General features: G+C 60.9%; 17 protein-coding genes. 8 read left to right on the top strand and 9 right to left on the bottom strand.

Annotation, left to right across the window (positions count from 1 at the left end; genetic code table 11):
* Positions 1-91: 91 nt before the first annotated feature.
* Complete coding sequence (locus A462_RS07410; RefSeq protein WP_008437778.1) at positions 92-847, bottom strand: spermidine synthase; 756 nt, start codon at positions 845-847, stop codon at positions 92-94.
* Between the two features lie 118 nt (positions 848-965).
* Between A462_RS07410 and A462_RS07415 the strand changes: the two genes are divergently transcribed.
* Positions 966-2,312, top strand: coding sequence for a class II 3-deoxy-7-phosphoheptulonate synthase (locus tag A462_RS07415; protein WP_008437777.1), 1,347 nt, complete (start codon positions 966-968; stop codon positions 2,310-2,312).
* On the opposite strand, the gene A462_RS07420 is transcribed toward A462_RS07415, so the two are convergent.
* Together A462_RS07420 and A462_RS07425 are read right to left on the bottom strand one after the other, a co-directional pair.
* Positions 2,292-3,521: a winged helix-turn-helix domain-containing protein gene (locus tag A462_RS07420; protein ID WP_008437776.1), complete on the bottom strand. Its 1,230-nt coding sequence runs from the start codon at positions 3,519-3,521 to the stop codon at positions 2,292-2,294. The two genes, A462_RS07415 and A462_RS07420, sit on opposite strands and share 21 nt — an antisense overlap.
* A gap of 45 nt (positions 3,522-3,566) precedes the next feature.
* The gene (locus A462_RS07425) at positions 3,567-3,773 is read right to left on the bottom strand and encodes a DUF1127 domain-containing protein (RefSeq protein ID WP_003218685.1); all 207 of its coding nucleotides are present in this window, start codon (positions 3,771-3,773) and stop codon (positions 3,567-3,569) included.
* A 70-nt stretch (positions 3,774-3,843) separates the two neighbouring features.
* Between A462_RS07425 and A462_RS07430 the strand changes: the two genes are divergently transcribed.
* A complete protein-coding gene (locus tag A462_RS07430; protein ID WP_023659060.1) occupies positions 3,844-4,725 on the top strand; it encodes a LysR family transcriptional regulator in 882 nt (293 codons plus the stop codon).
* Here A462_RS07430 and A462_RS07435 read toward each other — a convergent pair.
* On the bottom strand, positions 4,715-5,464 hold the full coding sequence (locus A462_RS07435; protein WP_032899680.1) for a sulfite exporter TauE/SafE family protein: 750 nt from the start codon (positions 5,462-5,464) through the stop codon (positions 4,715-4,717). The two genes, A462_RS07430 and A462_RS07435, sit on opposite strands and share 11 nt — an antisense overlap.
* Before the next feature lie 108 nt (positions 5,465-5,572).
* Here A462_RS07435 and A462_RS07440 point away from each other — a divergent pair, with 108 nt between their 5' ends.
* The 4 genes from A462_RS07440 to A462_RS07455 all read left to right on the top strand — a co-directional run bounded on the left by A462_RS07440 (position 5,573) and on the right by A462_RS07455 (position 8,768).
* The gene (locus A462_RS07440) at positions 5,573-6,523 is read left to right on the top strand and encodes a LysR family transcriptional regulator (RefSeq protein WP_008437773.1); all 951 of its coding nucleotides are present in this window, start codon (positions 5,573-5,575) and stop codon (positions 6,521-6,523) included.
* A gap of 77 nt (positions 6,524-6,600) precedes the next feature.
* Positions 6,601-7,053, top strand: coding sequence for a MarR family winged helix-turn-helix transcriptional regulator (locus A462_RS07445; RefSeq protein WP_003218693.1), 453 nt, complete (start codon positions 6,601-6,603; stop codon positions 7,051-7,053).
* A 253-nt stretch (positions 7,054-7,306) separates the two neighbouring features.
* Positions 7,307-7,726 carry an organic hydroperoxide resistance protein gene (locus A462_RS07450; protein WP_003218695.1) on the top strand — a complete coding sequence of 140 codons (420 nt, stop codon included), beginning with the start codon at positions 7,307-7,309 and terminating at the stop codon, positions 7,724-7,726.
* Positions 7,727-7,751: 25 nt separating this feature from the next.
* A complete protein-coding gene (locus tag A462_RS07455; RefSeq protein WP_008437770.1) occupies positions 7,752-8,768 on the top strand; it encodes an alpha/beta hydrolase in 1,017 nt (338 codons plus the stop codon).
* A gap of 67 nt (positions 8,769-8,835) precedes the next feature.
* Here A462_RS07455 and A462_RS07460 read toward each other — a convergent pair whose 3' ends face one another.
* A complete protein-coding gene (locus A462_RS07460) occupies positions 8,836-9,408 on the bottom strand; it encodes an elongation factor P (RefSeq protein WP_003218698.1) in 573 nt (190 codons plus the stop codon).
* A 49-nt stretch (positions 9,409-9,457) separates the two neighbouring features.
* The gene (gene earP / locus A462_RS07465; protein WP_008437768.1) at positions 9,458-10,591 is read right to left on the bottom strand and encodes an elongation factor P maturation arginine rhamnosyltransferase EarP; all 1,134 of its coding nucleotides are present in this window, start codon (positions 10,589-10,591) and stop codon (positions 9,458-9,460) included.
* A 131-nt stretch (positions 10,592-10,722) separates the two neighbouring features.
* Here earP and A462_RS07470 point away from each other — a divergent pair, with 131 nt between their 5' ends.
* Positions 10,723-11,091: a hypothetical protein gene (locus A462_RS07470; RefSeq protein WP_003218702.1), complete on the top strand. Its 369-nt coding sequence runs from the start codon at positions 10,723-10,725 to the stop codon at positions 11,089-11,091.
* Between the two features lie 15 nt (positions 11,092-11,106).
* Entirely contained in the window at positions 11,107-11,589 is a 483-nt protein-coding gene (locus tag A462_RS07475) for a GreA/GreB family elongation factor (RefSeq protein WP_008437765.1), read from the top strand.
* Positions 11,590-11,594: 5 nt separating this feature from the next.
* Here the strand turns inward: A462_RS07475 and cysB are convergent, their stop codons facing one another.
* From cysB to A462_RS07490, 3 genes are all read right to left on the bottom strand, one after another.
* Positions 11,595-12,569 carry an HTH-type transcriptional regulator CysB gene (gene cysB, locus A462_RS07480; RefSeq protein WP_003218707.1) on the bottom strand — a complete coding sequence of 325 codons (975 nt, stop codon included), beginning with the start codon at positions 12,567-12,569 and terminating at the stop codon, positions 11,595-11,597.
* A gap of 104 nt (positions 12,570-12,673) precedes the next feature.
* Positions 12,674-13,174 (bottom strand): universal stress protein, encoded by a 501-nt coding sequence (locus A462_RS07485; protein WP_003218709.1) that lies wholly within the window; start codon positions 13,172-13,174, stop codon positions 12,674-12,676.
* Between the two features lie 63 nt (positions 13,175-13,237).
* Positions 13,238-14,155, bottom strand: coding sequence for a 5'-nucleotidase (locus A462_RS07490; RefSeq protein ID WP_003218711.1), 918 nt, complete (start codon positions 14,153-14,155; stop codon positions 13,238-13,240).
* Positions 14,156-14,158: the final 3 nt, after the last annotated feature.

Below are 14,158 nucleotides of genomic sequence, written 5' to 3'. Positions count from 1 at the left end.
CTTTTGGGGCGTTTGCCAAAAGTGACCCGCTGTAAGAGCGGAACCATAAGCGGCCGTTACCGCAGCAACGGATATGTACACAATCAAAACCCTACGTAGCCGGCCGAATCGCCTTGATCAGCGACTGCAACGAATACCCCAACCGCGACGCCAACCCCTCAGCCCGCGCCGACAACGCCGCCACATCAAGCACCTGATCCAGATCCGCCGGCACCAGCAAAATGACATTCCCCTCCTTCACCGGCAACTCCCAATAATGCCGGTGATACAACCCACGCAACAACGCCGCTCCCAACGGCTTCCCATCATCCGTAGCCCACTGATTAATCACCAACCACCCCCCCGGGTTCAGCTTCTTCTGGCAATTCTCCAGAAACGTCCAGGCCAGGTGCCCAACCCCAGGGCCAACATCCGTATACAGGTCGACAAAAATCAGGTCCGCCGACTCAGCCGAAGGCAGCAATTCCAACGCATCCCCAACGCGGATATACAGCCGAGGATCATCATCCAGCCCCAAGTACTCAATGGCCAGACGCGGCACATCAGGCCGCAGTTCGATGGCTTCCACATCATCCAAAGGCAGAAACTTCAGGCAAGCCTGGGTCAACGTCCCAGCCCCCAACCCAAGAAACAACGCACTCTCCGGCTGCTCATGGCACAACGCCCCAATCAGCATCGCGCGGGTGTAGTCATACTCCAACCAGCTCGGGTCAGCAGTAAACACACAACTCTGCTCGATGGCATCGCCAAACTCGAGAAAGCGGTAATCGGCCACTTCCAGCACGCGGATCATGCCGAAGTCATCATGGACCTCGGCCAGCAGGCGCTCGACGCGCTCCTCAGACATTGCAACTCCTAACGGCGTGCCAACGGGAAAGCCGGGATTGTGGGCGAACCGGCGGCAGCAGGTCACGTACTAATTGCTGATAACATGACGGCCCGACCGCAAATCACTCGAGTTCATGATGAGCCAACCCTGGAGCCCCGACAGCTGGCGCGCCCTGCCGATCCAGCAACAACCCCAGTACCCTGACGCCGCGCATTTGTCGAAGGTCGAGCAAACCCTGGCGAGCTATCCGCCGCTGGTGTTTGCCGGTGAAGCCCGTGAGTTGCGCCGTCAGTTTGCCGAGGTGACCCAGGGTCGCGCCTTCCTGTTGCAAGGCGGCGATTGCGCCGAGAGTTTTGCCGAGTTCTCGGCGGCAAAAATCCGCGACACCTTCAAGGTGCTGCTGCAGATGGCGATTGTGATGACCTTCGCTGCCGGCTGCCCGGTGGTCAAGGTCGGGCGTATGGCGGGCCAGTTCGCCAAGCCGCGCTCTTCCAACGATGAAACCATCGACGGCATCACCCTGCCCGCCTACCGCGGCGATATCGTCAACGGTATCGGCTTCGACGAAAAAAGCCGCGTGCCCGATCCGGACCGCCTGCTGCAGTCCTACCACCAGTCCACCGCCACCCTGAACCTGCTGCGGGCGTTTGCCCAGGGCGGTTTTGCCGACCTGCACCAGGTGCACAAGTGGAACCTGGACTTCATCGCCAACTCCGCCCTGGCCGAGAAGTACAGCCAACTGGCCGACCGCATCGATGAAACCCTGGCCTTCATGCGTGCCTGTGGCATGGACAGCTCGCCGCAACTGCGCGAGACCAGTTTCTTCACCGCCCACGAAGCGCTGCTGCTCAACTACGAACAAGCCTTCGTGCGCCGCGACAGCCTGACCAACGACTATTACGACTGCTCGGCACACATGCTCTGGATCGGTGATCGCACCCGGCAACTGGACGGTGCCCACGTCGAATTCCTGCGCGGGGTGAACAACCCGATCGGGGTCAAGGTCGGCCCGAGCATGAACCCTGACGACCTGATCCGCCTGATCGACATCCTCAACCCGGACAACGACCCGGGCCGCCTGAACCTGATTGCGCGCATGGGTGCCAACAAGGTCGGCGACCATCTGCCGAACCTGATCCGCGCGGTACAGCGCGAGGGCAAGCAGGTGCTGTGGAGTTCCGACCCGATGCACGGCAACACCATCAAGGCCAGCAGCGGCTACAAGACTCGGGACTTCGCGCAGATTCTCAGTGAGGTGAAGGAGTTCTTCCAGGTGCATGAAGCCGAAGGCACTTACGCCGGCGGGATTCATATCGAGATGACCGGGCAGAACGTCACCGAGTGCATCGGTGGCGCACGGCCGATTACCGAAGACGGGTTGTCGGACCGCTACCACACCCACTGCGACCCACGGATGAATGCCGATCAGTCGCTGGAATTGGCATTCCTGATCGCCGAGACGCTAAAACAGGTCAAGCGTTAAAAGCTCTACCCGCAACCGTGCCGCACTGGCCCGCTGGCAATTGAGCTGTATCTGCTCAAGCCCGAGCCAGTCGGCCATCTGCCGCAGATTCAGGGCCAGCGCGCGCATGCCCTCCTCGTCCAGCCCCGGCTCTTCCTCGTGAACGGCATGCACCGCCAGGCGTCCGGCCGCCCGCTCCGCCCGCAGATCCACGCGCGCGGCAATCCGCTCGTTGTGCAGGAACGGCAGCACGTAGTAGCCATATACCCGCTTGTCCTGGGGCGTGTAGATCTCCAGCCGATAGCGGAAATCGAACAACCGCTCGGTACGGCTGCGCTCCCAGATCAGCGAATCAAAAGGCGATAACAGTGCGCTGGCAGGCACCTTGCGCGGGACTTTCGGCTCGGGCAGGCAATAAGCCGGCTGTTTCCAGCCCTGGACCTCGCAGGTGATCAATTGCCCATCCTCGACCAGCTCCGCCAGGCGCCCACGGCTGTCGGCCGGGTCCAGACGGAAGTAGTCGCGCAGGTCTTTTTCAGTGCCCACCCCCAGCGCCGTGGCGCTGTGCAGCAGCAAACCGCGTTGCGCCTCAGCCTCGTCCAAGGGGGGTTGCTGGAGAATGTCGGCCGGGATCACACGCTCCGGCAGGTCATACAAACGCTCAAAACCCCGCCTCCCGGCGACGGTCACCTGGCCGGCGGCGAACAACCATTCCAGCGCATGCTTTTCATCGCTCCAGTCCCACCACGGGCCGGCGCGCTCCTCGCGGGTCGACAAACTGCCCGCACCCAGGGCGCCTTGTTGTTCGACGATGCCCAGCACCCGGGCGATGGTGGCCTGCTGCTCGCGACCAAAACGCGCCATTTGCTGATAGATCCCCTGCCCCCGGGCCGCCCGTTCCATGCGCCAGCGCATCAATGGGTACAGCGCCATTGGCAACAACGACGCCTCATGGCCCCAATATTCGAACAGCGAGCGGCGCCGCCCCGAACTCCAGGCGGCCTGTTCTAGAATCAACGGAGAGTAATGCCCCAGACGGGAAAACAGCGGCAGGTAGTGCGAACGCACCACCGCATTTACCGAATCAATCTGCAACACGCCCAAACGCTCAACCAGGCGATTGACCTGCGCCGCCTTGATCAACGCCGGCGGCTGGCGCCCGGAAAAACCCTGGGCGGCCAGCGCCAGGCGTCGCGCCTGCTTGAGGGAAAAGGACAGTTCTGCGGGCATGGGCATCTCCTTGTGTGCTCGCGAACCACCCTACTGCATCCCGAGTCATTTTCGCAGCGGGTCTTCCCAAAAATGCCGGCGGCTTTCCTGCTCGACATCGCCACGGTTGAGCCCGATGTCCTTGAGCGCCTCATCGCTCATGCTCATCAACAGCTGACGCTCACGGTGCACGGCCATCCACCGGGAACCCAGTTGAAGCAGCCCGGAAAACGGCCGCTTCGCCATCAGTACAAAGCCTCTTTGACCTTTCATCATCTCGCCCTCCAGTGGGGATGACTGAAGTCTGTGCCTGGCGCTATGATCAATCCAACGAATGTTTCTTATGCAATACATCTCGGAGATTGATCAATTGTCCAGCTACCCGAGTATCGACACCGAGGTGCTGCGCACCTTCGTCGCCATCGCTGATCAAGGGGGCTTTACCCGCGCCGGCGAGCAGGTCAACCGCACCCAGTCGGCGGTGAGCATGCAGATGAAACGCCTGGAAGAAGATGTGTTGCAGCGCAAGTTGTTCGAGCGCGATGGCCGACAGGTGCGGTTAACGCCCGAAGGCCAGGTGCTGCTGGGCTACGCGCGCCGGATCCTGAAGCTGCACAGCGAGGTGTTCAACACGTTGCGCGAGCCGCACATGGTCGGGTTGGTGCGCATCGGCACACCCGACGATTACGTGATGCGCTACTTGCCGGGGATTCTCAAGCGCTTCTCCAAGGCTTACCCGCTGATCCAGATTGAAATGCACTGTGAGTCGTCGCCGGTGCTGATGCAGCGCCGGGACCTCGACCTGACCGTTATCAGCCGCGAACCGGGAAATGAAATCGGCGAACTGCTGCGCCATGAACGCATGGTGTGGGTGGCGGCGCCCTGCTTCTGTATGGATGAGCACAGCGCCCTGCCCCTGGCCATTTCCGGCCTCGACAGTTTTTGCACGCAGTGGGCACGCGCCGCGCTGGACGCCCAGGGGCAGGAGTACCGACTGGCGTATCACAGCTCCAACGGGGCCGCGATCCTCGCAGTGGTGGGTGCCGGCCTGGCCGTCACGATCAATATGGAAAGCCTGGTGACCGAAGACCTGCGCATATTGGGCACAGCGGACGGTTTTCCGCCGCTGCCGTCGGTCAACCTGCGGCTGTTGCGCAACCCGCGCACCACCTCGCCGATTACCGAATGCCTCGCCGAATACATCCTCGAAGGCTTCAAACTTTAAACGTCAGCATCACCGCACACACCGCCAGGAACCCGCAGAACAGCCCGCGTAACATGCGCTCCGGCATGGCGTGGGCGACTTTCACGCCCCAACTGATACTGAGCAAACCGCCGACGGCCAAAGGCAAGCCGATCAGCCAGTCCACTTCGTGGTGCCAGGCGTAGGTCACCAGGGTCACGCTGGTGCTCGGCAGAGCCAGGGCCAGCGACAGCCCTTGGGCCACCACCTGGCTGGTGCCGAAGATGCTGGTCAGCACCGGCGTGGCAACCACTGCACCGCCCACCCCGAACAAGCCACCCATGGAGCCTGACGCCGCGCCCAACACCCCAAGCCACGGCCAGGAATAACGCATCTGCGCTGACGGCGGTGCATTGTGGGTAAACATTCGCAGCAGGTTGTAGGACGCCAATACCAGCAGAAACGCGATAAAACCCACCCGCATCACGTCAGCATCGATCCCCACCGCCCAGATCGAGCCCAGCCAGGCGAAGGAAAAACCCATCACGCCCAACGGCAGTGCATGACGCAATTCAATCCGGTTGCGCTGGTGATAACGCCACAACGCCAGCATCACATTCGGCACCACCATCACCAGGGCCGTGCCTTGGGCGATCTGCTGGTCGAGGCCGAAAAATACCCCCAGCACGGGAATGGCAATCAGCCCGCCGCCGATGCCGAACAAGCCACCGACCGTGCCCAACGCTACGCCCAGCATTAAATACAACGCTAAATCTGCCACCCGCTTGCTCCTACTGTTCCCAGGCCTTGCATGCTACGCAGTCCGCTCTGGTGCGGAAACGCACAGCAACGCACAATGGCTGTGCCAATCTCGCACAAGCAGACGCTGATGAACCCCAATACATTGACCGATCAACTGAGCCTGTTTCTCGACGTACTGGAAGCCGGCAGCTTTTCTGCAGCCGCGCGCCGTCACCCGCTCACGCCCTCGGCCGTGGCGCGGCGCATCGACAGCCTGGAAAGCTCGGTGGGTAGCCGGCTGTTTCAACGCAGCACCCATGCGGTGGTGCCGACGCCCGCCGGCCTGGCGTTTGCCGAGCGCGCCCGGCGGATTGTCAGCGAGCTGCAACTGGCGCGGGCCGAAGCGGTGTCGCTGAGTCATGCGCCTGAAGGCTTGATCCGCGTGGACGCACCGGCGGCTTTCGGCAGGCGGCATTTGGCGCCTGCCATCGCTGACTTTCTCAATGTCTATCCGGGCCTGGACGTGCACCTGCACTTGATCGACAGCTTTGTCGACATGCAGGGCGAGCATCTGGGCAAGGTCGACCTGGTGCTGCGGGCCGGGCATATCGTCGACACCCGGCTGATTGCCACGCCACTGGCCAGCATTGTGCGCATCGCTTGCGCAAGCCCGGCCTACCTGAAAAGCCGTGGCACGCCGACCCATCCCAGCCAGTTAAGCGAGCATGACGGCCTGGATTGGGAAGGCCTGGCACCGATGTTCGCCTGGCGTTTTGAGCTCGATGGGCGCAAATCCACCTACCGCCCGCAGCGCATTCGCATGAGCGCCAATAACGCCGAAGCCCTGCTTTCAGGCGCGCTGGCCGGACTGGGTGTTGCGCACCTGCCCACCTGGCTCGCCAGTGAATACCTGGTGCGCGGTGAACTGGTCCCGCTGTTCTGCGAGAACGGCCTGCCGACGCCTGAAACCGCAGGCATCTATGCGCTACGCCTGGAGCAACACGCCAACGCCCGCAGCCGCTTGTTGCTGGAATACCTCAAGGCGCGCTTCAGCCCTGTGCCGCCCTGGGACCTGGCACTGCAAAGCGGCCTGGGTTGACCGGCCGGACAGAATTGTCTGGCGCGTTAAAGATTTGCCCGCTAGATTCGAAACCAGACACGTTTTAAGGCACTGCCATGACCAAGCCCCTCGATACCTGCGAATCCTTGTTGCTCGACAACCAGCTGTGTTTTGCCCTGCATTCCACCTCGTTGTTGATGACCAAGGTCTACAAACCGCTGCTGCAAGCCCTCGGCCTGACCTATCCGCAGTACCTGGCCATGATGGTGCTGTGGGAAGAGGATGGCTTGACCGTAGGCGAAATCAGCAATCGCCTGCTGACGGATCCCGGCTCCCTGACGCCGCTGCTCAAGCGCCTGGAAGCCGAAGGCCTGCTCAGCCGCACCCGCAGCCGCGAAGACGAGCGCGTGGTGGTGGTTGAATTGACCGAGGCCGGGCGCGCCCTGCGGGACAAAGCCATGGATATTCCACAGTGCATCCTGGGCGCCAGCGGGCTGGACATCGAGCAGTTGCGCAAGCTGCAGGGCGATTTACTGGCACTGCGAAAAAACCTGCAAGTCTCCCTCTAAAGGCACCACGCATCAAAAAATGTGGGAGCGGGCTTGCTCGCGAATGCGGTGGATCAGTCAATGCATCTAGTGACTGTCACACCGCATTCGCGAGCAAGCCCGCTCCCACATTTGTTTGTGCAATGCCTGGCTATCAAAGCACGCAAAATATTTTCCAAATATATCTTGCGCACTAACTATTAGCGCGATACATTCACCTCGCCACTTACTTAGCGCGCAAACATTTAGCGCATATACTGACGAGGAAATCACCATGCAAGCTCTCTACACCGCAGTAGCCACCGCCACCGGCGGCCGTGATGGTCGTGCTGTTTCCAGCGACAACATCCTCGATGTAAAACTCTCCACGCCAAAAGAACTGGGCGGCGCGGGTGGCCAGGCCACCAACCCGGAACAACTGTTCGCCGCCGGTTACTCCGCCTGCTTCATCGGTGCCCTGAAATTCGTCGCCAGCCAGACCAAACGCAAAATCCCGGATGACGCTTCGATCACTGCCCACGTCGGCATCGGTCAAATCCCCGGCGGTTTCGGCCTGGACATCGACCTGCACGTCAGCTTGCCCGGCCTGGCCCAGGACGACGCGCAAAGCCTGGTCGACGCTGCGCACCAGGTCTGCCCTTACTCCAACGCCACCCGTGGCAACGTCGATGTACGGCTGCACGTAACCGTCTGACCCACGCGGTTTTTTGGAGAAGAACATGAACACATTTGGCAAAGTACTCACCGGCACCCTGCTCGCCTTCTCGATCACCAATGCCTTTGCGGCCAGCGGTGACGTGGAACACAACACCCAGGCGTTTCTCGATGTAATGAACGCCGGCACCGGCAAACCGATGGAGCAACTGACGCCCAAGGAAGCCCGTGCGGTGCTGACAGGTGCACAGTCAGGCGTGAAACTGACGCTGCCCAAGGCCGACGTGAGCCAGAAGACCATTCAGGTCGATGGCCAGCCGCTGAGCCTGACCATCGTGCGTCCGGCCGGGGTCAAGGGCACATTGCCGGTGTTCATGTTCTTCCACGGCGGTGGCTGGGTACTCGGGGATTTCCCGACCCACGAGCGTCTGGTGCGTGACCTGGTGGTGGGGTCGGGAGCGGCGGCGGTGTTCGTCAACTACACGCCATCACCTGAAGCGCACTACCCGGTGGCGATCAACCAGGCGTACGGGGCAACCAAGTGGGTGGCCGAACACGGCAGCGAGATCAACGTCGATGGCAAACGCCTGGCCGTCGCCGGCAACAGCGTCGGCGGCAACATGGCAGCGGTGGTCAGCCTGATGGCCAAGGACAAGGGCACTCCGTCAATCAAGTTCCAACTGCTGTTGTGGCCGGTGACCGACGCCAACTTCGACACCGGGTCCTACAACCAGTTTGCCGAAGGCCACTTCCTGACCCGCAACATGATGAAGTGGTTCTGGGACAACTACACCACCGACACCAACCAGCGCGCCGAGATCTATGCGTCGCCCCTGCGGGCAAGCACCGCGCAGCTCAAGGGTTTGCCACCTGCGTTGATTCAGACCGCAGGCTCGGACGTGCTGCGTGACGAAGGCGAAGCCTATGCCCGCAAGCTGGATGAAGCCGGTGTACCGGTGACCGCCGTGCGCTACAACGGCATGATCCATGACTACGGTTTGCTGAATGTCGTCAGCCAGGTACCGGAGGTTCGTTCGGCGCTGCTGCAGGCGTCCGAGGAGCTGAAGCAACACCTGAAGTAAAAACCGGCACCCACAAAAAAGCCCGACGCATGGTCGGGCTTTTTTTATCGTACCGGTGGCGCAAGAATTACTTCTTGGCGCGACCTTTGTACGAACCACCTTCACGGGTGTCGATCTCGATCAGGTCGTCGATTTCGATGAAATCGGCTACTTGCAGTTCGGTACCGTTAGCCAGCTTGGCAGGCTTCATCACCTTGCCCGAGGTGTCGCCGCGAGCGGAACCTTCGGTGTAGGCAACCTTACGCACGATAGTGGTCGGCAGCTCTACGGAAACCAGACGGTCTTCGAAGAAGATAGCTTCGCAGACGTCTTCCATGCCTTCTTCCACGAACGGCAGAACGGCTTCGATGTCTTCAGCGTTCAGCTCGTACATGGTGTAGTCGGTGGTGTCCATGAACGTGTAGGTGTCGCCGCTGATGAAGGACAGGGTCGCTTCTTTGCGGTCGAGGATCACGTCGTCCAGTTTGTCATCGGCGCTGTAGACGATCTCGGTCTTGTAACCGGTCAGCAGGTTCTTCAGCTTGGTCTTCATGATTGCGCTGTTACGACCAGACTTGGTGAACTCAGCTTTCTGAACCAGCCAAGGGTCGTTTTCGAGACGGATCACTGTACCGGGTTTCAGTTCTTTACCAGTTTTCATTGCGAATATCCGAAATTTGGATGGGATTTACAAAAATCAAGGTCGCGTATCATATCCAATTTACATAAAACTGTACCAGCGCCGTCGCAAGATCGGTCCGCGAGGCTTGTTCCAGAGCCCATTTCTCGGCGTTCGCGGTCACTTCCGGCCAGTGTTCCAGCAGCATTTTCCAGCAAAGTGCCATATCGCCATCAGCGTTCCAGGCCTGCCAAAGGCCGACCAACGCGACTTTCGCAGCCGGAGACAGCCCTTCGGTATACAACTCAAGGAACGCATCGAGCTTGTCCAGGTGAATGTCTTCGTCCTGGCGATAGATATGCCACAACAGTGGCCGCCCGGCCCATTGCGCCCGCACGAACGAGTCTTCGCCGCGCACGGCGTTGAAGTCGCAGCACCACAACAGCCGGTCGTATTGCTCCTGGCGCACAAACGGCAGCACTTGCACGGTCAACCCGTCGCGCCGGTGCACATCACCTACTTCCAATGACTCGACCCCCAGCCAGCCCTGCACATCTCCGAGGATCCGCCCTTCCGGCACCAGCAGATGAGTGGCGCGCCCATCGGCCGCCAGCACGTCGAGCCAACTGGCCAGCCCGGCGTTTTCATAGGCGAACAACGACATCATCCGCGCACCGTCCACCGGGAAAACCCCAAGCGCCTGCAGAAACTGCTGCCGGGCGGCGGCGTCTTGCTGGAAGGCATCGCGCTGTTCCAGCAGCCCCGCCTCACGCAATAAGCCGCCGGTGCCGGGACGGAATCCGGGAAAGAAGAAGTACTTTTGCACGCCCTTGAATTTCACCGAGGGCAAACCGTGGCAGCCGACCACCCAGTCTTCGGCGCTCAGGTAATCCAGGTTCATCCACAGCGGCGTGCGGTCGCGTGCGGCCATCGCCTCCATGTAGTCAGGCGGCAATTGACAGGCGAACGCAGCGATCACCACGTCTGCCGCGTCGGTCGCCGGCCAGTCGGAGGGCCAGTAGCGCACGTCGACGCCCTCTTGCCATTGCTGGTGCACCTGCACATCAATCTCGGGGCACATGCGTTCGAACGCCCGCAGGTCATCGACCCACAAGCGCACCGCACACCCTTGTTCCGCCACCAATTGCCGGGCCAGGCGCCAGGTCACGCCGATGTCGCCGTAGTTATCGACGACGCTGCAAAAAATATCCCAGCGGGCTTTCATTCCGGGCTCCAACGCTCAAAGGCTCGATTGTCCGTATAAATGCCTCGATACAGAAGGGTTGATCGCGATTATTCTGCGCGCGGCTGTGGGACAATCGGCGCCATGCCGCACGTGCCTGCCAGGAGGCCACCATGTCTGATCGTTCGTTCTCGCTGTTCAAACTCAGTATCGCCGTGGCCTTCGGCCTGTGGCTGGGGTTTATCGCCATTGTGCTGAGCGTGTGGCTGGCTTCCCGCTACCTGCCCGAGCAAACCGTGGCGCCGGTGGCCCGAGTGGTGCAGCAACTGGGCAAGCCAGAGGTGGTTGCACCGGAGCCGCCGAACCGGATGTTCGAGCAGTACCAGGAGAACCTGCGCAAGCAGGAGCAACAGCAAACCCTGGACCAGGCCCGCAACAACCCGCGTAACCTGTCCAACCCCAAATGCCAGTTCTGGCTGCAACAGGACCAGAACGCCCCCAACGACAAGAGCCGGGCCAACGTCCTGCAATTTTGCGATTGATCACGAAAGCCGCCCATGAATAAACACGCCATTCACCAGTTGGTTTTGGACAAACTCGCGGTCGATCTCGATATCGCCCAGCGCGCTGCGCAAACCGCGTACGAAACCGCGACCCACGAAGAAAACATCGCCGAGAACAAGTACGACACCCTGGGCCTGGAGGCTTCTTACCTGGCAGCCGGCCAGGCCCGACGCGTCGAGGAGATCCGGCAGGCGCTGACGCTCTGCCAGAACATGCAACTGCGGGCCTACGATGACCAGCGCGGCATCGAAGTGGGCGCATTACTGGGGTTGGCAGATGAAAACGATCGCCAGCAGTGGCTATTCCTGGCGCCGGACGGCGCAGGCTTGAAGGTCGATGTGGTGGGGCAACCGGTGACCGTCATCACCCCACGCTCGCCTCTGGGCAAAAGCCTGTTGGGCAAGTTCGAAGGGGATGAGGTGGAGATTCTGGTGGGGGGCGCTCGGCAACAGTTTGCTGTTACCGAGGTGAAGTAAGCCGATCAGTGAACCGGTAGTTCAACGCCGTCGAACAGCTCTTCCAGTTCCTGCTTGTTGTGGCACTGGATGGCCTTGGCCATCACTTCGCGCGTCAGGTGCGGCGCGAATTTTTCAATGAAGTCGCACATGAAACCACGCAGGAAGGTGCCACGACGGAAGCCGATCTTGGTCACGCTGGACTCGAACAGCTCGCTGGCATCGAGCACCACCAGGTCGTTGTCGAGCTTGGTGTCGACCGCCATCTTGGCGACGATACCGACACCCAGGCCCAGGCGCACATAAGTCTTGATGACGTCGGCGTCAGCCGCGGTGAACACCACTTTCGGCGTCAGGCCGCGATGGCTGAAGGCTTCGTCGAGTTTCGAACGGCCGGTGAAACCGAACACGTAAGTCACGATCGGGTATTCAGCCAGGGCTTCCAGGGTCAGCTTCGGCAGCTTGGCCAATGGGTGGCCTTGTGGGACCACGACGCAACGGTTCCAGCGGTAGCACGGCATCATCACCAGGTCGCCGAACAATTCCAGCGCTTCGGTGGCAATCGCGAAATCGACGGTGCCGTCGGCGGCCATCTCGGCGATCTGCATCGGCGAGCCCTGGTGCATGTGCAAGGCCACGTCCGGGTACTGCTTGATAAAGCTGCTGATCACCGGCGGCAGCGCATAACGCGCCTGGGTGTGGGTGGTGGCGATCGACAGGGTGCCCTTTTTCTCGTTGGAGAATTCCTGGGCGATCTGCTTGATGCTTTCGACCTTGCGCAGGATCTCGCCGGCGGTGGTGATGATGCGCTCACCGGCCGGGGTGACACGGGTCAGGTGCTTGCCGCTGCGTGCGAACACTTCAACGCCCAACTCATCTTCGAGCAGGCGGATCTGCTTGCTGATACCGGGTTGCGAGGTGTAAAGGCTTTGAGCAGTAGCGGAAACGTTGAGGTCGTGGTGCGCCACTTCCCAGATGTAGCGCAGTTGTTGAAGCTTCATATGTGTCCCTCAAAGCGGATAGACGCCACGGGTATCAGCGACGGTATATAACTATATTAAAGGTTAGACGGATAAATCTAGAACTTTTTATCGTTTTCTACCAATCACACGTCGTCACTGCGTCGACGCTGCAACAGCGGCACCAGGTACACCGGCACCTGGGACAGCTGCAGCACCCGTGCGGCGGTTCTCCCCAGAGGTGTTGCCACCCCGACCGCCTGGCTGTGACTACCTACGATCAACAAATCCACAGAGAGTTTCTGCGACTGGTCGAGAATCACTTCACAAGGATCACCCTGGATCACCCGCACCGAACGGATCAACTTGAGGTCCTGCTCCCCGTCCCCCAGCTCCTCGCGAAAACTGTCGAGCACCCGTTGTTCGATGGTCGCCATCACCGTCGTCAGGCCCTGGCTTTGCCATTCACTCAAGGCCTTCTCATCAAGGTAGCTCTGCAACACCGATTCGGCGAACAGCCCGATGGGCTCGACCACGTGAATCACATACAGATCAGCCTTGAACGTTCGCGCCAGCGCCAGGGCATGTTGCATCACATAGGGGGCATACAGACCGAGGTCAGTGGCGTACAGCATCGAACGAATCATAGAACCTCCTGGGCAGCCAGGATGGCGGGGATTGATTCAGCTTAGCAGCGCCTTTGGCAGTGCTCAGCCCTCGGTCTGAATTTTCAACTCGTTACTGATGCCATGGGGGACGTGACCGGTGGCCACGAACTCCCGGGCCTTCTCGCAATGCCCTTCCTGGTCATCGAAAAACACATCGGCGGCGAAGGCTTCGAGGAACGCCGACTTCTCCAGGCCACCAAGAAACAGCGACTCGTCGAGACGGATATCCCACTCGCGCAGCGTGCGAATCACCCGCTCGTGGGAAGGCGCCGAACGGGCAGTCACCAGCGCAGTGCGGATGGGACAGGACTCGTCGGGGAACTCGCGCTGCAACAGGTTGAGTGCCGCCAGGAAGCCCTTGAATGGGCCGCCGCGCAACGGCTCGCGGGCGGATTCGCGCTCGCTGGCCTGGAAGGCTTCAAGGCCGCCCGACTGATAAACGCGCTCGGACTCGTCGGAAAACAGCACCGCGTCGCCATCGAAGGCGATCCGCAATTCAGCACTGGAGGCCCGACCTGCGCCGCCCGACAGAATCGTCGCTGCGGCAAACCCGGCATCCAGGGCGCTGCGCACATCCTCGGCATGGGTGGACAGAAACAGGTGGCAGCCAAACGCCGCCAGATAAGGATAAGGGCTGCGCCCGCCGACAAACGCCGCGCGGGAGATGTCGAGCCCGTAATGCTGGATCGAATTGAATACACGCAAGCCGGTGTCGGCACTGTTGCGCGACACCAGCACCACCTCGACCCGGGCGCGGCCGAGGCTGGCGTTGAGGCTCAGGAGTTTCTTCACCAGCGGGAAGGCGTCACCGGGCTCGAGGGTTTCTTCCTCGTGGTCGATCTGGTACTTGCGGTACGCCTCGACGCCTTGGGCCAGGTAGACCTTGTGGCTCTCGCTCAGGTCGAACAGCGCTCGCGAGGAAATCGCCAGCACCAGTTTGTCGCCCAATCCCTTTGCCATGGT

It is taken from the genome of Pseudomonas sp. Ag1, assembly GCF_000278565.1.
Lineage (GTDB): Bacteria > Pseudomonadota > Gammaproteobacteria > Pseudomonadales > Pseudomonadaceae > Aquipseudomonas.
This window is presented reverse-complemented; position numbering and strand designations above follow the sequence as displayed.